This window comes from Chromatiales bacterium, assembly GCA_014762505.1.
Taxonomy (GTDB): Bacteria; Pseudomonadota; Gammaproteobacteria; order SpSt-1174; family SpSt-1174; genus SpSt-1174.
Genome location: JABURS010000029.1, coordinates 69,711 through 90,177, shown reverse-complemented (window position 1 = coordinate 90,177; position 20,467 = coordinate 69,711). Strand labels below are relative to the sequence as shown.

The 20,467-nt window shown below is 65.4% G+C and carries 19 protein-coding genes; 7 read left to right on the top strand and 12 right to left on the bottom strand.

The genetic code is table 11. The features are described 5' to 3' along the window. The 7 genes from aroB to HUJ28_03680 form a co-directional block, all read right to left on the bottom strand. Nucleotides 1–1,083 carry a 3-dehydroquinate synthase gene (gene aroB, locus HUJ28_03710; GenBank protein ID MBD3618555.1) on the bottom strand — a complete coding sequence of 361 codons (1,083 nt, stop codon included), beginning with the start codon at nucleotides 1,081–1,083 and terminating at the stop codon, nucleotides 1–3. A gap of 47 nt (nucleotides 1,084–1,130) precedes the next feature. Beyond that, on the bottom strand, nucleotides 1,131–1,664 hold the full coding sequence (aroK, locus tag HUJ28_03705) for a shikimate kinase AroK (protein MBD3618554.1): 534 nt from the start codon (nucleotides 1,662–1,664) through the stop codon (nucleotides 1,131–1,133). A 69-nt stretch (nucleotides 1,665–1,733) separates the two neighbouring features. Next, the gene (locus HUJ28_03700) at nucleotides 1,734–3,911 is read right to left on the bottom strand and encodes a type IV pilus secretin PilQ (protein MBD3618553.1); all 2,178 of its coding nucleotides are present in this window, start codon (nucleotides 3,909–3,911) and stop codon (nucleotides 1,734–1,736) included. A gap of 17 nt (nucleotides 3,912–3,928) precedes the next feature. After that, the gene (locus HUJ28_03695) at nucleotides 3,929–4,453 is read right to left on the bottom strand and encodes a pilus assembly protein PilP (protein MBD3618552.1); all 525 of its coding nucleotides are present in this window, start codon (nucleotides 4,451–4,453) and stop codon (nucleotides 3,929–3,931) included. A 44-nt stretch (nucleotides 4,454–4,497) separates the two neighbouring features. Next, nucleotides 4,498–5,106 carry a type 4a pilus biogenesis protein PilO gene (gene pilO, locus HUJ28_03690; GenBank protein MBD3618551.1) on the bottom strand — a complete coding sequence of 203 codons (609 nt, stop codon included), beginning with the start codon at nucleotides 5,104–5,106 and terminating at the stop codon, nucleotides 4,498–4,500. Continuing rightward, nucleotides 5,103–5,714 carry a PilN domain-containing protein gene (locus HUJ28_03685; GenBank protein MBD3618550.1) on the bottom strand — a complete coding sequence of 204 codons (612 nt, stop codon included), beginning with the start codon at nucleotides 5,712–5,714 and terminating at the stop codon, nucleotides 5,103–5,105. The genes pilO and HUJ28_03685 overlap by 4 nt, the downstream gene beginning before the upstream one ends. After that, nucleotides 5,714–6,772, bottom strand: a complete 1,059-nt coding sequence (locus tag HUJ28_03680; GenBank protein MBD3618549.1) for a pilus assembly protein PilM — start codon at nucleotides 6,770–6,772, stop codon at nucleotides 5,714–5,716. The genes HUJ28_03685 and HUJ28_03680 overlap by 1 nt, the downstream gene beginning before the upstream one ends. 182 nt (nucleotides 6,773–6,954) lie before the next feature. On the opposite strand from HUJ28_03680, the gene HUJ28_03675 reads away from it, so the two are divergent. Together HUJ28_03675 and HUJ28_03670 are read left to right on the top strand one after the other, a co-directional pair. Continuing rightward, complete coding sequence (locus HUJ28_03675) at nucleotides 6,955–9,459, top strand: penicillin-binding protein 1A (protein ID MBD3618548.1); 2,505 nt, start codon at nucleotides 6,955–6,957, stop codon at nucleotides 9,457–9,459. 8 nt (nucleotides 9,460–9,467) lie between these two features. Next, nucleotides 9,468–10,073 carry a hypothetical protein gene (locus tag HUJ28_03670; GenBank protein MBD3618547.1) on the top strand — a complete coding sequence of 202 codons (606 nt, stop codon included), beginning with the start codon at nucleotides 9,468–9,470 and terminating at the stop codon, nucleotides 10,071–10,073. A 9-nt stretch (nucleotides 10,074–10,082) separates the two neighbouring features. Here the strand turns inward: HUJ28_03670 and hemE are convergent, their stop codons facing one another. From hemE to rpsU, 4 genes are all read right to left on the bottom strand, one after another. Continuing rightward, on the bottom strand, nucleotides 10,083–11,171 hold the full coding sequence (gene hemE, locus HUJ28_03665) for a uroporphyrinogen decarboxylase (GenBank protein ID MBD3618546.1): 1,089 nt from the start codon (nucleotides 11,169–11,171) through the stop codon (nucleotides 10,083–10,085). Nucleotides 11,172–11,178: 7 nt separating this feature from the next. Continuing rightward, a complete protein-coding gene (locus tag HUJ28_03660) occupies nucleotides 11,179–12,585 on the bottom strand; it encodes an FAD-dependent oxidoreductase (protein MBD3618545.1) in 1,407 nt (468 codons plus the stop codon). A 123-nt stretch (nucleotides 12,586–12,708) separates the two neighbouring features. Further along, a complete protein-coding gene (locus HUJ28_03655; GenBank protein ID MBD3618544.1) occupies nucleotides 12,709–13,170 on the bottom strand; it encodes a GatB/YqeY domain-containing protein in 462 nt (153 codons plus the stop codon). Nucleotides 13,171–13,192: 22 nt separating this feature from the next. Then, nucleotides 13,193–13,408 (bottom strand): 30S ribosomal protein S21, encoded by a 216-nt coding sequence (rpsU, locus tag HUJ28_03650; protein ID MBD3618543.1) that lies wholly within the window; start codon nucleotides 13,406–13,408, stop codon nucleotides 13,193–13,195. Nucleotides 13,409–13,571: 163 nt separating this feature from the next. On the opposite strand from rpsU, the gene tsaD reads away from it, so the two are divergent. Then, the gene (tsaD, locus tag HUJ28_03645; GenBank protein MBD3618542.1) at nucleotides 13,572–14,579 is read left to right on the top strand and encodes a tRNA (adenosine(37)-N6)-threonylcarbamoyltransferase complex transferase subunit TsaD; all 1,008 of its coding nucleotides are present in this window, start codon (nucleotides 13,572–13,574) and stop codon (nucleotides 14,577–14,579) included. Between the two features lie 3 nt (nucleotides 14,580–14,582). Here tsaD and plsY read toward each other — a convergent pair whose 3' ends face one another. Next, nucleotides 14,583–15,176 carry a glycerol-3-phosphate 1-O-acyltransferase PlsY gene (gene plsY / locus HUJ28_03640; protein ID MBD3618541.1) on the bottom strand — a complete coding sequence of 198 codons (594 nt, stop codon included), beginning with the start codon at nucleotides 15,174–15,176 and terminating at the stop codon, nucleotides 14,583–14,585. Between the two features lie 76 nt (nucleotides 15,177–15,252). Between plsY and bioH the strand changes: the two genes are divergently transcribed. The 4 genes from bioH to ctaD all read left to right on the top strand — a co-directional run bounded on the left by bioH (nucleotide 15,253) and on the right by ctaD (nucleotide 20,417). Then, nucleotides 15,253–16,029, top strand: a complete 777-nt coding sequence (bioH, locus tag HUJ28_03635) for a pimeloyl-ACP methyl ester esterase BioH (GenBank protein MBD3618540.1) — start codon at nucleotides 15,253–15,255, stop codon at nucleotides 16,027–16,029. Beyond that, nucleotides 16,026–16,925: a malonyl-ACP O-methyltransferase BioC gene (gene bioC / locus HUJ28_03630; protein MBD3618539.1), complete on the top strand. Its 900-nt coding sequence runs from the start codon at nucleotides 16,026–16,028 to the stop codon at nucleotides 16,923–16,925. The genes bioH and bioC overlap by 4 nt, the downstream gene beginning before the upstream one ends. Nucleotides 16,926–17,749: 824 nt before the next feature. Then, nucleotides 17,750–18,820: a cytochrome c oxidase subunit II gene (gene coxB / locus HUJ28_03625; GenBank protein MBD3618538.1), complete on the top strand. Its 1,071-nt coding sequence runs from the start codon at nucleotides 17,750–17,752 to the stop codon at nucleotides 18,818–18,820. Nucleotides 18,821–18,842: 22 nt separating this feature from the next. After that, nucleotides 18,843–20,417, top strand: a complete 1,575-nt coding sequence (gene ctaD / locus HUJ28_03620) for a cytochrome c oxidase subunit I (protein MBD3618537.1) — start codon at nucleotides 18,843–18,845, stop codon at nucleotides 20,415–20,417. The last annotated feature ends 50 nt before the right edge of the window (nucleotides 20,418–20,467 follow it).

Here is a 20,467-nt window from a genome sequence, read left to right as displayed (position 1 = left end):
TCAGGCGGCGCGTGACGGCGTGACGGTGGCGCGCAGTGCCGCAGGATCGAAGTCGGCGGTGACCACGGCCTCGCCGATGGCGCGCAGCAGGACCAGGCGCAGGCTGCCGTCGATGACCTTCTTGTCCACGGCCATCAGTTCGAGGAAGCGGTCGGCATCCATCTCGGGCGGCGGTGCGACGGGCAGGCCGCCGCGTGCGATCAGGCGGGTGGCGCGCTCGACGTCGTCCGCGGAGAGCCAGCCCAGGCGGGCCGAGAGCTGTGCGGCCATCACCATGCCGCAGCCCACGGCCTCGCCGTGCAGCCAGGCGCCGTAGCCCATGCCGGTCTCGATGGCATGGCCGAAGGTGTGGCCGAGGTTCAGCAGGGCGCGCTTGCCGCCTTCGCGCTCGTCGGCCGCGACCACGGCGGCCTTGTTCTCGCAGGAGCGGCGGATGGCGTAGGTAAGCGCCTCGGCGTCACGCGCGCGCAGGCGTTCCATGTTCGCCTCCAGCCACGCGAAGAACACGGGGTCGCCGATCAGGCCGTACTTGATGATCTCGGCGATGCCCGCGCTCAGCTGGCGCTCGTCCAGGGTGTCGAGCGTGTCGGTGTCGATGATCACGCACTGGGGCTGGTAGAAGGCCCCGATCATGTTCTTGCCGAGCGGGTGGTTGACCCCGGTCTTGCCACCGACGGAGGAGTCCACCTGGGCGAGCAGGGTGGTGGGTATCTGGATGAAGTTGACGCCGCGCTGGTAACTGGCCGCTGCAAATCCGGTGATGTCGCCCACCACCCCGCCGCCGAGGGCGATGAGGGTGGTGTTGCGGTCATAGCGGTGTTCGAGCAGTTCCGTGTAGATGGTGTTGAGGGTCTCCAGCGACTTGTACTGCTCGCCATCCGGCAGGATGACGGCATGGTGGCGCAGATCGGCCAGGGCCGGTCCCAGCCGGTCCAGATACAGCGGGGCGACCACCTCGTTGCTGACCACCGCGGCGGAGCGACCGTGGATGTGGCGGGCGAGCAGTTCGGGCTGCCCGAGCAGGCCGCTGCCGATATAGATCGGATAGCTGCGTTCGCCGAGTTCGACGTTGAGTGTCTGCATGGTCCAATGGTAAAGCAAGCTGCGGGTTCGCGGAAAGCGCGGCGGGTCTATAACGCCTCGCCCAGGGCCTGGCGCAGCCGCTTGACGATGCGCTGGGCGAGGCTGCGGGCCTGGCCGCGATCGGTGTCGACGACGAGGTCGGCGATCTCGGTGTACAGGGGGTCGCGTTCCCTGAGCAGGGTCTCGAGGCGGGCCCGCGGGTCCGGGGTCTGCAGCAGGGGACGATTGCGGTCGTGCGCCGTGCGGCGCAGCTGTTCGTCCACCGAGGTGCGCAGATAGATGACGAAACCGCGCGCCTTCATGTGGCGTCGGTTCTCCGGCCGCAGCACCGCGCCGCCACCCGTCGCCAGCACGATCCCCTCACGGCCCGTCAGTTCCTCGATCACCGCGGCCTCGCGGTCGCGAAAACCGGCCTCCTGCTCGAATTCGAAGATGGTGGGGATATCCACGCCCGTGCGCTGTTCGATCTCCTTGTCGCTGTCGACGAACTCGCGCCCGAGCAGGTTTGCCAGTCGCCGCCCGACGGTGGACTTGCCGGCGCCCATGGGCCCGACGAGGATGATGTTGCGTTTTGCTGTCATGGTGTCTGGCTGAACAAAACAAAGGCCCGCACGGTGCGGGCCTTCGCAGTATACCGGTTGAATCCGGGTCTAGCGCACCAGCTTGAGATTCTCCGAGATGATCTTCGGTGTGACGAAGATCAGCAGTTCGGACTTGTCGCTGGTCTGCGAGGTACTGCGGAACAGTGCGCCGACCACCGGGATGTCGCCGAAGAAGGGCACGCGGCGCACGTCGCGCGAGGTCTCGGTCTCGTAGATGCCGCCGAGCACCACGGTCTGGCCGTTATCCACCAGCACCAGGGTCTCCACCGAGCGGGTGTCGATGCTCGGGATGCCGGCGAAGAGTTCGCCGACGTTGTCCTTGTGCACGGCGAGGTCCATGTTCACGCGGTCATCCGGGGTGATGGCCGGGGTGACCTCGAGCTTGAGCACGGCCTCCTTGAAGGACACGCTGGCCGCGCCGCTGGAGGTGGCCTCGAGGTAGGGGATCTCGACACCCTGGCGGATCACCGCCTGCTTCTGGTTGGAGGTGATCACGCGCGGGCTGGACACCACCTCGGCCTTGGACTCGGCCTGGGCGGCGGAGAGCTCCAGCTCGAGCAGCAGGCCCAACGGCAGCTTGGCCAGTGCCAGGCCGAAGCTGCCGGCCGGGTTGGTCACGGGCATGTCGACGTTGAGACGGTCGGCCAGCTCCAGGTCCTCGCCGTTGATCTGCTGGGTGGTGCCATTGAGGCTGCCCGAGGTGTAGAGGCGACGGTTGCTGTCGCTGCTCGGGTCGCCCTGGTCGTTCACGCCGAAGCGCACGCCGAGTTCGCGGCTGAAGTCGTCCGAGGCGATGACGATGCGCGACTCGATCAGCACCTGGCGCACCGGGATGTCCAGCTTGCCGATCAGGCGGCGCACGGCGACCAGGGAGGGTTCGGTGTCACGCACCAGCAGGGTGTTGGTGCGCTGGTCGACCATGACCGAGCCGCGCGAGGACAGCACGGTGGCCAGGGCGTTCGAGCCTTCCTCGCCTTCCGCGCCCTCCAGCGCCTTGGAGGCGATGAGCAGGCCGGCAATGTCCGAGGCCTTGGCATAGTTGATCTGGATGAGTTCGGTGCGCAGCGGCAGCAGCTTCTCGATGGACTGCTGGTCCTCGAGCTCCTGCTTTTCACGCGCGGCGATCTCTTCGGCCGGGGCGATCAGCAGGACGTTGCCGTTCTGGCGCATGCCCAGGCCCTTGGTCTTCAGGATGATATCCAGTGCCTGGTCCCAGGGGACGTTCTTCAGGCGCAGGGTGATGTTGCCCTGCACGCTGTCGCTGACCACCACGTTGAGCGAGGTGAAGTCGGCGATGAGCTGCAGCACCGAACGCACCTCGATGTCCTGGAAGTTGAGCGAGAGCTTCTCGCCTTCCCAGACCTGTTCACGACGCTCCTCGACCAGTTCCTCGCGGTATTCCTTGACCTCTACGGTATAGACGTCGTTGCTCTGGTAGGCGAGCTGATCGTAATCGCCGGCGGCCTTGATCACGATGCGGGTGTTGCCGTCGGTCTCGAAGACGTCGATGGTCTGCACGGGGGTGGCGAAGTCGGAGACGTCGAGACGACGCTCCAGTTCCTTGGCCAGGCTGGCGCCGACCACGTTCAGCACGATCTCGCCCTGCTGGTCGCGCAGGTCGACCGGGATGCGCGGATCGGAGAGGTTGATCATGATGCGCGCCTCGCCGTTGCCGCCGCGACGGAAGTCGACGTTGGTGACGCGCTGTTCGTCGCCACGGGTACTGACGGCAGCCGGGGTGCTGGTCTTGCCGGCGCCGGCGGCGGGCATGTCGAAGTTGGCGTCTGCCGCGCTGCTGCCGAGGGCCACGACCACTTCATTGCCCTGCACGCGGGTCTGGTAGCCGACGAGCTGGGCCAGGTTGATGACCACGCGGGTACGGCCCTTGGCGTCCACGGCGGTCACGCTGCGGGTGACGCCGATGCCGATCGGCACGTTGCGTTCCTTGAGGCCGTTGTCGGTGTTCGCGAAATCCAGTGCGATGCGTGCCGGGTCGTCGATGGTGAAGCTGAGCGGTTCGCTGGCCGGTTCGCTGAACTTGAAGGTCAGCTCGACCCGGTCGCCGGGCAGCGTCGAGTAGCTGATGTCCTGCAGCGTGTTGGCGCTGACGGCGGGGGCGACCAGTACCAGTGCGAGCAGGGTCAATGTCAGCCAGAGTCGCTGGGCTGTCGCATAGCGGGCAACCGCCGGGGTCTGGGCAAGCTTCGGGGCAGGGACTGAACTCATTGCTATGTCCTCTTTACTTATTCGCTAATGGCGACAGCAGTTTCGCGTTCGATGTAACCACCGAATTCATCACGAATGTATTCCTTCAGGGTCAGACGGGTGGGCGTGATCGTGATGATCTTGCCGTTGTTCTGTCCCATGTAGTTATCGTGAGTGACACGCTGGATGGTGCCGTCCGGTGTCCTGATCAGTGCCCACAGGGTATTGGCCTGTTCGAGCGTGCCCACCAGCTTGAGGCTGTCGAGCGGGAAGCTTTCCAGGTATTCGCGCGGGCGATCGGCGTCGATCTCCGGGATATTGAGGTTCACCGGTGCCGGCGTTGCCGCAAGAATGCTGGAATCAAAGGGATTACGCGTGTGTTCCGGATAGGCGAAGCTCTCGTAGGGCTTGATGTCCGGGATGGCCTTCGGTGGCGCGGTCTTGCGTGCCTTGACCTCGTCCACGTAGGTGCGCAGGTCGTCCAGGTTGTCGCCACAGCCCGCCAGCAGCAGGGTGCTGAGGACCAGGGTGACCGCCAGGTATTGCCCCTTGGTTCGTTTCATCGCTCTAGGCCCGGTCTGTTTTTGTATGTACTTCATGCGTCGACTCACTCGCCGGACTGTTCGTCGAGATAGCGGTAGGTCTTCGCCTGGGCTTCCATCGTGAGCCGCCCGTCATCCATCGGCTTGATGCTGATGTCATGCAGGGTGACGATGCGCGGCAGGGCGGCCACGCCGCTGACGAAGTTGCCCATCTGGTGGTAACTGCCCACCACGCGCAGCTGGATCGGCTTTTCGGCGTAGAAGCCCTTGCGCACCTCGTTCTCCGGCCGGAACAGATCGATCTCGAGGCCGCTGGCCAGGCCCGTCTGCGAGATGTCGACGATGAGATTGGGGATCTCGGTCTTGCTCGGCAGCTGGCGCAGCATGGCGCCGAAGGAGCGGCGCATCTCCTCGAGCTGCAGCTTCAGCTCCTCGAGGTTGGCCACCTTGCGCTGTTCGGTCTCGAACTTCTGGCGCAGCTGGGTTTCCTTGCGCTCCTCGCGCTCCAGCTGTTCGAGCTGGCCCTTGGTGTGGAAGTAATAGCCCGCGCCGAGCACGGCGATGAACAGCAGGGCGATGATGATGGCCTTGACCGCCGCCGGGGCGCTGCCCAGGTTGTTCAGGTCCAGGCTGTTGATGTCGAAATTCTTGAGTTCGGAAAGGTCCATGCTCATTTACCCCGCTTGGCCGCGGCTGCCTGCGGCGTGGACGTGGCGGCCTCGGCAGCCTCGTCCTCGGCGCCGGGCCGGGTCTGGTCGACGGTCAGGGAGAAGTCGCTGGCGCGCAGGGCGCTGTCATCCTTGGTCTCGATGACGCTGAGCTGCGGGTTCTTCAACCATTCCGAGGCGTCCAGATTGCGCATGTAGGTGGCGACACGGGCCTTCGATTCGGCGCGTCCGCTCATCGTGACGACGCCGTTTTTCTGTGTCAGGGACATCAGGTACATGCCCTCGGGCAGGGTGGTGACCAGCTCGTCGAACAGGTGGACCACGCCGGGGCGGGCGGCCTGCAGCTGCTGGATGATCTCCATGCGGTCCAGCAGGGCCTTCTTGGTGGCCTCGAGTTCCTTGATTTCCTCGGCCTTCTTCTCGAGCAGCTTGATCTCGTTCTCCAGATAGGTGTTGCGGCTCTTCTGGTAGTCGATCATGCCGTTGACGTGCACGTGCGCGAAGAACACGACGATGGCGCCGAGCACGGCCGTGAACCCGGCCAGGGTGAGGAATTCCTGTTGTTTGCGCTTGCGCTCGGCGTCGCGCCAGGGGAGCAGGTTGATATGGGCCATCAGGCGAAACTCCTCCGCAAGGCCAGGCCGCAGGCGAGGATCAGCGACGGGGCGTCGTCTGCCAGGCGCTGCGGATTGATTCGGGATGCGAGCGACATGCGCGAGAAGGGATTGGCGATCGTGGTCGGCGTGCCGATCTGCGATTCGATCATTTCGTCGATGCCGCGGATGGAGGCGCAGCCGCCGGCCAGCACGATGTGGTCGACGGAGGCCATCTGGCTGGCCGCGAAATAGAATTGCAGGAAGCGGTGCACCTGGTTGGCCATGGTCTCCTTGAAGGGCTCCAGGACCTCGGGCACGTAGTTGTCGGGCAGGCCGCCCTCCTTCTTCGCCAGGCCGGCCTCCTCATAGGAGAGGCCGTAGCGGCGCATGATCTCCTCGGTGAGCTGCTTGCCGCCGAAGGGCTGCTCACGGGTATAGGCGAGCTTGCCGTGTTCCATGACGTTGATGCTGGTCATGGTGGCGCCGACGTCGATGATGGCGACGACCTTTTCCTTGGTGGCGTCGAACTCCGGCATCAGCGGGTAGACGTTCTCGATGGTGTAGGCCTCGACGTCCACGATCTTGGCCGTGAGGCCCGCCATCTCGGCGGCGGCCACGCGCATCTCCACGTTCTCGCTGCGCGAGGCAGCCAGCAGCACATCGACGGTCTCGGGGTTCTTCTCGGTAGGGCCCAGCACCTCGAAGTCGAGGTTGACCTCCTCGAGGGCGTAGGGGATGTACTGGTCCGCCTCGAGCTGGATGGAGGTCTCCATGTCGGCATCGCTGAGGCTGGCCGGCATGGTGATGACCTTGGTGATGACGGCGGAGGAGGGCACGGCCAGCGCACAGAGCTTGTTCTTGGTGCCTGCTCGCTTGATGGCCTTGCGCACCGTCTCGGCCACGGCCTCGACTTCCGCAATGTTCTTTTCCACGACGGCGTTGGCCGGCAGCGGCTCGACCGCATGGCTCTCGACCTTGTAGCCGTTACCCGCAGGGCTGAGCTCAACCAGCTTCACCGAGGTGGAGCTGATGTCGATACCCAGGACCGGTACCTTCTTTCTTGTGAACGGGAGCACAGTTTTTCCCTTTAGAGCCGGTGGTTACGAATTATTGCTATATTTTTTATTAGATCCTAGCGCCAACTATATAAAAATACTAGTATAAATTGCAAAGCTTGTTGTCACCCGGGAATTGGGTTTTCATAGCCCCCGGCAGTCTGGACCCGCCCCCATTCGTACCTCACGTAAGCACATAATATATGAAACCTTTTCTGCGTCTTGTCCGCTGGGGTCTCTACCTGGCCCTGGCCGGCGCGATCAGCGGCGCGCTGGCCGTTGGCGGCGCCTATCTCTATTTTGCCCGTGATCTTCCGGATGTCGAGGTGCTGCGTGACATGCGCATGCAGGTGCCTCTGCGGGTATATAGCAAGGACGGCCTGCTGGTGGCGGAGTACGGTGAGAAGCGCCGTGTGCCGCTGGCCATCGAAGACATCCCCGTCACCCTGCGGGACGCCTTTCTCGCTGCCGAAGACGAGCGCTTCTATACCCATCCGGGCGTGGACTATCGTGGCATCCTGCGCGCGGCCATCAGCAACTACCTGACCGGCGATCGTGGCCAGGGCGCGAGTACCATCACCATGCAGGTGGCGCGCAACTTCTTCCTCAGCCCGGAGAAGACCTACACCCGCAAGCTGCGAGAGATCTTTCTGTCCTTCAAGATCGAGAAGGAGCTCAACAAGGACGAGATCCTCGAGCTGTATCTCAACAAGATCTATCTCGGCAACCGGGCCTATGGCGTGGGTGCGGCGGCGCAGGTCTATTACAACAAGACGGTGGATGAGCTGACCCTGCCCGAGATCGCGATGATCGCCGGCCTGCCCAAGGCCCCGTCACGCTACAACCCCATCGTCAACCCCGAACGGGCCATGGAGCGTCGCAACTACGTGCTGCGCCGGCTGCTCGAACTCGACCGGATCGACCAGGCGCAGTTCGATATCGCCGTGGTGGCGCCGCTGACGGCCGGTGTGCACCTCTCCCGGACCGAGATCGATGCCCCGTATCTCGGGGAGATGGTGCGTGCCGTGATGGTGGAACGCTATGGGGAAGAGGCCTATACCGGCGGTTATCGCGTCTACACCACGATCGATGCCGGGGCGCAGGCCGCCGCCAATCGGGCGCTGCGTGCGGGCCTGCTCGACTACGACCTGCGGCATGGTTACCGTGGTCCGGAGGCCCGGCTCGAGCTGCCCGAGCTCCCGGAGGAGGCCGGTGCGGAGGCGCTGGAATCGCTCTTGCAGCCCTACACGGTGGTGGGTGGTCTGCTCCCGGCAGTGGTCGTGTCGGTCGAGGAGCGCCAGGCGCGGGTGTATGTGGATAACCTCGGCTATGGCGTCATCCCCTGGGAGGGCATGCAGTGGGCGAGGCGTTATATCGATGAAAGTACCGTCGGCGGCGAGCTGGAGTCTGCAGGCGAGGTGCTGGCCCCGGGCGACCTGGTACGCGTCGAGCCCTTTGCCAGCCTGCCGGAATCGGTTGCCGGGGATGACGGGAAGGCGCCGACGGACGAGGTGCCGTTGACCTACTGGTCGTTGCGCCAGGTGCCGGTGGTCTCGGGCGCCGTGGTCTCCATGCGGCCCGAGGACGGGGCGCTGCTGGCCGTGGTTGGTGGTTTCGACTTCGAGCAGAGCAAGTTCAACCGGGCCGTTCAGGCGGAGCGCCAGCCGGGTTCCGTCTTCAAGCCCTTTATCTACTCGGCCGCGCTCGAAAAGGGCTTCACACCGGCTACGCTGGTCAACGATGCCCCGGTGGTGTTCGATGACCCGGCCCTGGAGGCCGAGTGGCGACCGGAAAACTACAGCGGCCGCTTCTACGGGCCCACGCGTCTGCGCATGGCGCTGACGAAGTCACGCAACCTGGTATCCATCCGCCTGCTGCAGTCCATGGGGCTCGGCTATGGCTATCGCTACGTGGGGCGCTTCGGTTTCGACATGGGCCGGCTGCCGCGCGACCTCTCCCTGGCGCTGGGCAGCGGCACCATCACGCCGCTGGAGATGGTGCGCGCCTACGGCGTGTTCGCCAATGGCGGCTTTCTGGTCGAACCCTATTTCATCGAGCGCATCGAGGACGGTGTCGGCGAGGTGTTGTTCACGGCGCAGCCGAAAAGGGTCTGTGAGTCAGACTGCGAGGCGGCTGCTGCATCGGGAGACGAGACGGCCGAGGGCGCTACGGAGCCTGCCGAGCCGGCGCCCTGGCTGCCGGCCGAACGGGTCATCCCGCCGCAGAATGCCTACCTGATTACCAGCATGCTGCGCTCGGTGGTGCAGGAAGGTACCGGCGTGCGTGCCATGCAGCTGGGGCGTAACGACCTCTCCGGCAAGACCGGCACCACAAACGATGGCAACGATGCCTGGTTCAGCGGCTTCAACGCCGATGTCGTCACCACCGTCTGGGTCGGTTTCGATCAGCTGCAGCCGCTCGGCCGCGGCGAGACGGGCGCCTCGGCCGCCCTGCCGATCTGGATCGGTTACATGGGCGAGGTGCTGGCCGGACGGCCCGAGCACACGCTGCCACAGCCCGACGGCATGGTGACGGTGCGTATCGACCCGGAGACGGGCCTGCTTGCCGGCAGTGACAACCCGGATGCCATCTTCGAGACCTTCCGTGCCGACAACCTGCCCGAGGCCGAGCTGTCGCTGGGTGGCGAGGACGGGGAGACCGCCGGCGGCGGCAATGGTACGCTCGAGGTGCCCGAACAACTGTTCTGAGGGGTGCTATGACGCGTAACAGTCATGCCCTGGAGCGCGAGCGGCTGCTGATCGCGGAAGAGGCCGCCCGTCTCGTGCTCGACGAGGGTCTGGAAGACTTCGGCCTTGCCAAGCGCAAGGCCGCCGAGCACCTGGGGCTGGGGGCCACCCGCAACCTGCCCAGGAACGTCGAGGTGGAGGCGGCGGTGCTGGAGCGGCAGAGTCTGTTCCAGACCGAGGAGGAGCGGGCCCACGTCGCGCATCTGCGCGCCACGGCACTGGAGGCGATGCGCCTGTTCGCCGACTACTCCCCCCGCCTGGTCGGTTCGGCCCTCAAGGGAACGGCCCATGCCGCCCAGCGCATCACCCTGCACCTGTTCGCCAACTCGGTGGAGGAGGTGTGCTTCCTGCTCATGGACCGGCGGATTCCCTATGACCTGGGTTCGCGGCGGCTGCGCTTCGGCGGGGAATTGCAGGAGCTGCCCAGCGTCTCCTTCGTCGCCGATGACGTGGAGATCGAGGCGGTGGTGTTCTCGGTGGACGGGATCCGCCAGGCGCCCTTGTCGCCGGTGGATGGGCGGCCCATGCGGCGGGCCAGCCTGGAAGACGTGGAGGCCCTGCTGCGCGAGGCCTGAGCGCGCGGGTCAGCGCTGGCCGAGCACCGCGTCGCGGCTGTGGAAGCGCTGGCCGATCTCGTGCACGCTGTCGACCAACACCTTCACGTGGTCCGGATCGATGTGCTGGTGGATGCCGTGCCCCAGATTGAAGACGTGGCCACTGCCCTCGCCGAAGTCTTCCAGCACCTTGCGCACCTGGGTACGGATGCGCTCGGGCGAGGCGTAGAGCACGGCAGGGTCGAGGTTGCCCTGCAGGGCAACGCGGTCACCCACGCGCCGGCGGGCCTCGCCGATGTTGGTCGTCCAGTCCAGTCCCAGGCCGGTGCAGCCGGTATCGGCCATGGCCTCCAGCCACTGTCCCCCGCCCTTGGTGAATAGCGTCACCGGCACGCGCCGGCCGTCGTGCTCGCGTATCAGCTGGTCGACGATGCGCTGCATGTAGTCCAGCGAGAACTCGCGATAGGCCTCGGGCGTGAGCGCGCCACCCCAGGTATCGAAGATCATCACCGCCTGTGCGCCGGCGCGGATCTGCGCGTTCAGGTACTCGGCCACGCTCACCGAGAGAACCGACAGCAGCTGGTGCAGTAGCCCCGGCTGGTCGTAGAGCATGCCCTTCACATGGGCGAACTCCTTGCTGGAGCCACCTTCCACCATGTAGGTGGCGAGCGTCCAGGGGCTGCCGGAAAAGCCGATCAGTGGCACGCGGCCATCGAGCTCGCGGCGGATGGTGCGCACGGCATTCATCACGTAGCCGAGGTCGTCCTCCATGTCCGGGACGCCCAGCGCCTTGATGGCAGCCGCGTCGCGCACCGGGCGTGCGAACACCGGTCCCTCGCCCTGGGCGAAGGACAGGCCGAGGCCCATGGCGTCCGGGATGGTGAGGATGTCGGAGAAGAGGATGGCCGCGTCGAGATCGAAGCGTTCCAGCGGCTGCAGCGTGACCTCGCAGGCGAGGTCGGCGTTGCGGCACAGGTCCATGAAGCTGCCGGCCTGCGCGCGGGTGGCCCGGTATTCGGGCAGGTAGCGCCCGGCCTGGCGCATGATCCACACCGGCGTGGTATCGACCGGCTCGCGCAGCAGGGCGCGCAGGAAGCGGTCGTTCTTCAGTTCACTCATGGGGCGCTCAGACGCCGAGGTAGTCGAGGATGCCTTCGGCGGCGTTGCGGCCCTCGAAGACGGCGGTGACCACCAGGTCCGAGCCGCGCACCATGTCGCCGCCGGCAAAGACCTTGGGATTGCCGGTCTGGAACTTGAATTCCTGCTCGGCCGGGGCCTTCACGCGGCCGCCCTCGTCGATCTCGATGCCGTGCTCGGCGAACCAGTTCGAGGGGCTGGGGCGGAAACCGAAGGCGATGATGACGCGGTCGGCCGGGATGATCTCCTCCGAACCCGGCACCACCTCGGGGCGGCGACGGCCGCGCTCGTCCGGTTCGCCCAGGCGGGTGCTCACCACCTTCACGCCCTCGACGCGCCCTTCGCCCACGATCTCCACCGGCTGGCGGTTGAAGAGGAATTCCACGCCTTCTTCCTTGGCGTTGGCCACCTCGCGTCGCGAGCCCGGCATGTTTTCCTCGTCGCGGCGGTAGGCGCAGATCACCTTGGCGGCACCCTGGCGCACCGAGGTACGGTTGCAGTCCATGGCCGTGTCGCCGCCGCCGAGTACCACCACGCGCTGACCGCGCATGTCGACGAAGTCCGCCGGCGACTTCTCGAAGCCCATCTCGCGGTTGATGTTGGAGATGAGGAAGGGCAGTGCCTCGTGCACGCCCTCGAGCTCCTCGCCCGGGAAGCCGCCCTTCATGTAGGTATAGGTGCCCATGCCGAGGAACACGGCATCGTACTCGTCGAGCAGGTCCTGGAAGCCCACGTCCCTGCCGATCTCGGTATTGAGGCGGAATTCCACGCCCATGCCTTCCATCAGCTCGCGGCGGCGCTGCACCACTTCCTTTTCCAGCTTGAAGGGCGGGATGCCAAAGGTGAGCAGGCCGCCGATCTCCGGGTAGCGGTCGAACACCACGGGCTTCACGCCATTGCGGGCCAGGATGTCGGCGCAGCCGAGCCCGGCCGGGCCGGCGCCGATGATGGCAACGCGCTTGCCGGTGTCGACCACGTGCGAGAGATCGGGGCGCCAGCCGGCCTTGAGGGCCTCGTCGGTGATGTATTTCTCGATGGAGCCGATGGTCACGGCGCCGAAGCCGTCGTTCAGCGTGCAGGCGCCCTCGCAGAGGCGGTCCTGCGGGCAGACGCGGCCGCAGACTTCAGGCAGGGAGTTGGTCTTGTGCGAGAGCTCGGCGGCCTCGAACAGGTTGCCCTCGGCAATCAGCTTGAGCCAGTTGGGGATGTAGTTGTGGACCGGGCACTTCCACTCGCAGTACGGGTTGCCGCAGGCGAGGCAGCGACCGGCCTGGTGCTTGGCGGTCTCCGGGTCGAACTGGCCGTAGATTTCCTTGAATTCGCGAATGCGGACCTCGACGGACGTCTTCTTCGGGTCCTGTCGCGGGATTTCCAGGAATTGCATCGGATTGGCCATGTCGTTACCTAATGCTCGCCAGTTCAGCAAAAACCGGCGGCCAGGGGCCGCCGATGACCGGGTTCTTAAGATTGGGTGACGCGGGGCGGACGCGCAACCCCGCGAGGGGCGGGGTTATCGCCGTCAGGCGGACAGCCGGGCCTTGATCTGGGCGCTGACTGCTGCCATGTCGGCGCGTCCCTGGGCCTTGGGCTTGATGATGCCCATCACCTTGCCCATGTCGCGGACGCTCTCCGCGCCCGTCTGCGCGATCGCCTCGTCGATGAGCTGGGCAATCTCGGCCTCGCTCAGCTGGGCGGGCAGGTAGGTCTGGATGATCTCCAGTTCCTGCCGTTCCTTCGACGCCAGGTCGTCACGCCCGGCCTGCTCGAACTGCTCGATGGATTCCCGGCGCTGCTTGCACATCTTGTCCAGCAGGGGGAGCAGGTCGTCGTCGGTAAGCGCGCTGCGCGTGTCGACCTCGACCTGCTTGATGGCGGCCAGCACGAGGCGAATCGTGGCCAGACGCTCCTTCTCGCCGGAGCGCATGGCCGTCTTCATGTCCTCGGTGATGCGCGCCTTGAGCGGAGAGGCGGTCTCGGGCATGAGCCTGGGGTGCTCGCGGTGCTTAGTAGAGACGCACGCGGCGCGCGACTTCGCGCTGGACCTTCTTCGCGTGGCGCTTGACCGCGGCGGCCTGCTTGCGCTTGCGGGTCTCGGTCGGCTTTTCGTAGAACTCGCGACGGCGGACCTCGGTCAGCACGCCGGCCTTCTCGCAGGTGCGCTTGAAGCGACGCAGCGCGACTTCGAAGGGTTCGTTCTCTTTAACACGTACGTGAGGCATTAAAATCACCAATCCTGATGAGTGTTTGGGTTTCTGCAGAAACCAGTCGGAATAAGGAACCGCGCATTATAGCCACGCCGGGCGAAAATGCAAAAGCTGTGCGCCTCCCGTGGCATAATGGCCGGCCGTGAATCCCCCTGAACTGGACCAGACGAGGACCGCCGTGCGGGTACTGGGTATCGAGAGCTCCTGTGACGAGACCGGCGTGGCCGTGTACGACGGCGAACGCGGCCTGCTGGCACACCGTGTCTACAGCCAGGTGGCGCTGCATGCCGAGTACGGCGGCGTGGTGCCGGAGCTGGCCTCGCGCGACCACATCCGCAAGACCCTGCCGCTGATCCGCGAGGTGCTGGCGGCGGCCGACAGCGGGCCCGGGGACCTGGACGGCGTGGCCTACACGGCCGGGCCGGGCCTGATCGGCGCCCTGCTGGTCGGCGCCTCCATCGGCCGGGCGCTGGCCTTCGCCTGGGGCGTGCCGGCGGTGGGGGTGCACCACATGGAGGGGCATCTGCTGGCCCCCATGCTGGAGGAGGCGCGTCCCGATTTCCCCTTCGTCGCCCTGCTGGTCTCGGGCGGGCACACCCTGCTGGTGCGCGTGGAAGGGGTGGGGCGCTACGAGATCCTGGGCGAGAGCCTGGACGACGCCGCCGGCGAGGCCTTCGACAAGGCTGCCAAGCTGCTCGGTCTGCCCTATCCCGGCGGCCCGGAGCTCGCGCGCCTGGCCGAGACGGGCGACCCCGGCCGTTTCCACTTCCCGCGGCCCATGACCGACCGGCCCGGCCTGGATTTCAGCTTCAGCGGGCTCAAGACCTTCGCGCTCAATACCCTGCACGCCCACCCCGAGGCGAAGGCCGATATCGCGCGGGCCTTCGAGGACGCGGTGGTGGAGACGCTGGCCATCAAGTGCCGGCGGGCGCTGCGCGAGACCGGCGTAAAAGGGCTGGTCGTGGCCGGCGGGGTGGGGGCCAACCGCCGCCTGCGGGTGCGGCTGGCGGAGATCGCCGGGCACGAGGGGGCGCGGCTCTATTATCCGCGGCCCGAGTTCTGCACCGACAACGGGGCCATGATCGCCTACGCGGGCTACCTGCGGCTGGCGGCCGGCGAGCACGACGTGGCCACGATCCGCGCGCGGCCGCGCTGGCCGCTGTCCGAGCTGCGGGTGCCCGCCTGACGGCTACTTCTTCGCGCCGATGCGCCCCTCGGTGCCGTCGAGCAGGTTGCGGATGTTGCTGCGGTGGCGCCAGAACACCAGCACGGCCATGAGGGCGGCGGCCACGGTCAGTGCCGTCGAGCCCGTGATGAGCCAGGCGTAGAGGGGCGCGAGCAGCGAGGCGGTCAGGGCCGACAGCGAGGAGATGCGGGTGAGGAAGGCCATCGCCAGCCAGGTGACCAGTACCGCCAGCCCCAGTCCCCAGTGAAAGCCCAGCGACACGCCCAGTGCGGTGGCCACCCCCTTGCCGCCCTTGAAGCCGAAGTACACGGGATAGAGGTGGCCGATGAAGGCCGCGAGACCGATCGCGGCCAGGGCCCAGTCGGCCACGCCCAGGGCGTGGCCGACCAGCACCGGGACGAGCCCCTTGAGCATGTCGCCCAGAAGCGTGATGATGGCCGCCTTTTTGCCGCCCTCGCGCAGCACGTTGGTCGCGCCCGGGTTGCCCGAGCCCACCCCGCGCGGGTCCGGCAGGCCCATCAGGCGGCAGGTGATGATGGCGGTCGCTACCGAACCGAGCAGGTAGGCGGCGACGATCAGCAGACTGTTTTCCAGCATGGCGGCTCACGTCCGGAAGGTGTGGGGCGCCGATGATAACCGCAGAAGACGGGTGACGGCGAGCGCCGGCCCGGGGATGGAAGGATCTTTGAGCGATACCCGACTGCATGTCAGCGTGACCGGTGAGGGTCCCGACCTCGTCCTGCTGCACGGCTGGGGGCTGCACGGTGGCGTCTGGTCGACGCTGCTGCCGCGACTGGCGGCGCACTACCGGGTGAGCGTGATCGATCTGCCCGGTCACGGGCGCTCGCCCGGGCGCCTGGGTGGCCTCGAACAGGCCGCCTCGGCCGTGCTGGCGGCGGCCCCGCCGGCCGCTGCCTGGGTCGGTTGGTCCCTGGGCGGCATGATCGCCACGGCGGCCGCGGCGCAGGCGCCGGAGCGGGTGACGCGGCTGCTGCTGGTGGCCAGCAACCCCCGGTTCACGCAGCAGCCGGACTGGCCCTGCGCCATGGCCCCGGCGACGCTGGCGGCCTTCGCCGATGGCCTGGCGACGGATTTCGAGGCCACGCTCGGCCGCTTTCTCACCCTGCAGTTTCGCGGCGTGAAGGGGGCGGGCGAGACCCTGCGCGGCCTGCGTGCCGGGCTGGCGGCCCACCCGCCGGCGGCGGAGAGCCTGCGCGATGGCCTGGCCATGCTCGGCGGTGCCGACCTGCGGCCGGCGCTGGCGGGTTACCCCGGGCCGGTGGCAGCCGTGCTGGGCGAACTGGATACCCTGGTCCCTGTCGCGGTGGCGGCATCGCTGACCGCCCTGCGCCCTGACATGGCGATCACCGTCATCGAGGGGGCCGGTCACGCCCCCTTTCTGACGCACCCGGGCCGTTTTCTCGCTGCCCTGGAGGGCGTGCCGGCGTGAGCGACAGGCCCTGGCATATCGACAAGCACCGCGTGCGACAGTCCTTCGATGCCGCCGCGCGCGCCTACGACGAGGCCGCCGTGCTGCAGCACGAGGTGCGCGGCCGGCTGCTGGAGCGGCTCGATTACATGAAGATCGCGCCGGGCCGCGTCCTCGATGCCGGCACCGGTACCGGCCGTGCCGCGGATGCCCTGCTGCGCCGCTACCCGAAGTCGCAGGTGATCTCGCTGGATCTCGCCTACGGCATGCTGCAGATCGCCCGGCGCCGCGGACGCTGGCGCCGCCGCCCCCTGCCGGTGAATGCCGATATCGAGGCCCTGCCCTTCGCCGACGGCAGTTTCGACCTGGTCTTTTCCAATCTCACCCTGCAGTGGGTCGAGGACATCGACCGCGTGTTCGCCGAGCTGCGCCGGGTGCTCGCCCCGCAGGGGCTGCTGCTGTTCACCAGCTTTGGCCCCGATACGCTCAGGGAGCTGCGCGATGCCTGGTCGCGTGTGGACGATCATCCGCACGTGAACGCCTTCCTCGATATGCATGACGTGGGCGATGCCCTGGTGCGGGCCGGCTTCGCCGACCCCGTGATGGACATGGAGATGCTCACCGTCACCTACCCGCAGGCGCGTCAGCTCATGCGGGATCTCAAGCGGATCGGTGCGGGTAACGCCCTGCACGAGCGTGCGCGGGGGCTGACCGGCAAGTCGCGCCTGCGGGCGGTGGAGGCGGCCTACGAGGCGTATCGGACCGGGCAGGGGCTCTTGCCCGCGAGCTACGAGGTGGTGTACGGCCATGCATGGGCGCCGGATGCACCGCCCCCGTCTTCCGGGGCTGGCGGGCGCCCCATCGGTATTCCCGTGCGGGTGCAGTCGCTGCCCTCAGGGGGCAAGGTGCAGGAATAGAAAATTGGCAAAAATGCCCGTCAATGGATGATTTGCCCAAATTCACTCATAGAAATTATAAAAAAGTATTATTCAGGAATTTTATAAAGGTTGGTTATCAACAATTCCGTTGATCAATGAATATGTTTAATTCATTGATATTTATGAGAAATAAAACTTTTGACCCGCATAAAATAGTTTTTGAGCGCAAAGAAATATATAAAAATACTAATACGCTCAATTAATCAAAGATATTGTTCTGCCAGAATCGCTGAGCTAGCATGCCTCGTAACTGGAGGGGATTCCCATAACAAAATAATCACGGAGGGGACCCGGAGGCGCATGGTAGCGAACCACCAAGACAATCAGGCCCTTTGGCGCCGGTTTCATCACCGGCTCGGGGTGCTGTTGTGCAAAGTCCTCCGGTGTTCAGCACCTGTCACCCCCGGCCATCTGTTGCCGGCCTCCCCGTCTTTCATGCCAGTCGTCCGGCATCCCGTCCTTGCCCTGACCCTATGTCTTGCCGCCATCCGCCATGGTGGGTGGTGTTTGTCGTCCCTGCCGATCTGCATGCGACGACACCCGTGTCACGTCCATCGTCCTTCCTGCCGTGGTGCCATGGCCGGCTGGGCTGCGGGCTGACCGGGCGAGCAGGGCACGGGAGCGCCCGCTGGCGGGCGCGTCCTCTCAAAACAAGAACAACGACATAACAACAAACGGATCGCAACAGGATTCGGCAAAACCGAGTGGCGCCACGGCACCACTCAACCACCACTTAGGAGGGACGCATGAAGAATGCGCAGTTGAAACCGGCAGTGGCCGCGTTGTCAGGCATCGCCCTGGCCATGTCAGCCGGAGGGGCCTTCGCGGACTGGGAAGTGAACATGCCGCGGGGCGTGACGGAGATCAGCAATACCGTCTACGACCTGCACATGCTGATCTTCTGGATCTGCGTTGTCATCGGCATCGTCGTTTTCGGGGCGATGTTCTACAGCATCGTCAAGCACCGCAAATCCAGGGGCGTACAGGCGGCCCAGTTCCACGAGAGCACCACGGTGGAGATTCTCTGGACCCTGGTGCCCTTCCTGATCCTCGTAGGCATGGCCATTCCGGCCACCAAGACCCTGATCGCCATGGAAGACACGAGCAATGCCGACATGACCATCAAGGTCACCGGCTATCAGTGGAAGTGGCACTACGACTACATGGACGAGGGCATCGGCTTCTTCAGCAATCTCGCCACGCCGCGTGCCGCGATCGAGAACCGCGCCGATAAGGGCGAGCATTATCTGCTGGACGTGGACAACCCGATCGTGGTGCCGATCAACAAGAAGATCCGTTTCCTGGTCACGGCGAACGACGTGATCCATGCCTTCTGGGTGCCGGATCTGGCCATGAAGAAAGATGCCATCCCGGGTTTCGTCAACGAGCTGTGGACGCGCATCGATGAGCCGGGCGTGTATCGCGGTCAGTGTGCCGAGCTGTGCGGGAAGGACCATGGTTTCATGCCGATCGTGGTCGTCGCGATGGAGGAGAACGAGTATCTCGACTGGGTGGCCGAGCAGAAGGCGGCGCGTGAAGCCGAGCTGATGGCCTCAGACAAGGAATGGGGCAAGAGCGACCTCATGGCCCGCGGCGAGAAGATCTACAACACCAACTGCGCCGCCTGTCACCAGGCCAATGGCGAGGGCATGGGCAGCGTGTTCCCGGCGATCAAGGGCAGTGCCGTGGCCACCGGGGAAATCAAGGGGCATGTGGATCTCGTCATGAACGGGGTACCGGGCACGGCGATGGCCGCCTTCGGCCCGCAACTCAGCGACGTCGATCTGGCTGCTGTGATCACGTACCAGCGAAACGCCTTCGGTAACGATACCGGCGACGTGATCCAACCCACCGATATCAAGGCGGCGCGCTGAGCGCGACGGGAGGAATCTGATCATGAGTGCTGTGATTTCCGAAACGCATCACCACGAAGAGCATCCGAGCGGCATCAAGCGCTGGCTGTTCACCACCAACCACAAGGATATCGGCAGCCTGTACCTGATGTTCGCGCTGCTGATGTTCTTCATCGGCGGGGCGATGGCCCTGGTGATCCGTGCCGAACTGTTCGAGCCCGGGTTGCAGATGGTCGAGCCGCAGTTCTTCAACTCCATGACCACCATGCATGCGCTGGTGATGATCTTCGGTGTGGTCATGCCGGCCTTTACCGGGTTGGCCAACTGGCTCATCCCGATGATGGTCGGGGCCACCGACATGGCCCTGCCGCGCATGAACAACTGGAGCTTCTGGATCCTGCCGTTCGCCTTCGCCATGCTGCTGTCCACGCTCTTCATGGATGGTGGTGGCCCGGCGGGTGGCTGGACCATGTATCCCCCGCTCATGCTGCAGACCGGCGATGCATTCCCCTTCGTGATCTTCGCCATCCATCTGATGGGGATCTCGTCGATCATGGGTTCCATCAACGTGATCGCGACCATCCTCAACATGCGAGCACCGGGCATGAACCTGATGAAGATGCCCCTGTTCGTATGGACCTGGCTGATCACCGCCTATCTGTTGATCGCCACCATGCCGGTGCTGGCGGGGGCGGTTACCATGCTGCTCACCGACAAGTACTTCGGTACCAGCTTCTTCAGTGCGGCCGGTGGTGGTGACCCGGTGATGTTCCAGCACATCTTCTGGTTCTTCGGGCATCCGGAGGTGTACATCCTGATCCTGCCGGCCTTCGGTATCGCCTCGAGCATCATCCCGACCTTTGCCCGCAAGCCGCTGTTTGGCTATGCCTCCATGGTCTATGCCACGGCGAGTATCGCCTTCCTCTCCTTCATCGTGTGGGCGCACCACATGTTCACGGTGGGGATGCCGCTGGCCGGTGAGCTCTTCTTCATGCTGACCACGATGATGATCGCGGTGCCGACCGGGGTGAAGGTGTTCAACTGGGTGGCGACCATGTGGAAGGGGGCGATGACCTTCGAGACGCCCATGCTCTTCGCCCTGGGCTTCGTCATCATGTTCACCATTGGCGGTTTCTCGGGGTTGATGCTCGCCATCGCGCCGGTGGATTTCCAGTATCACGACACCTATTTCGTGGTGGCGCATTTCCACTACGTGCTGGTACCGGGGGCGGTCTTCTCCATCATTGCCGCCGTGTATTACTGGCTGCCGAAGTGGACCGGTCACATGTATAACGAGACGCTCGGCAAGTGGCATTTCTGGCTGTCGACGATCTTCGTCAACCTGACCTTCTTCCCGATGCATTTCGTCGGTCTGGCCGGCATGCCGCGGCGTATTCCCGATTACGCGCTGCAGTTCGCCGACTTCAACGCCATCGCCTCGATTGGTGCCTTCGGCTTCGGCTTTGCCCAGCTGCTGTTCGTCTATCTGATCTTCCAGACGATACGGGGCGGCGAAAAGGCTACCGATCAGGTATGGGAAGGTGCGCATGGGCTGGAGTGGACGCTGTCCTCCCCGCCGCCCTATCACAGCTTCACGACGGCGCCTGAAATCAAGTAGCGAACCAGCCGGGCGGTCGTTGCGGCCGCCCGGCAACAGGAGGCGATATG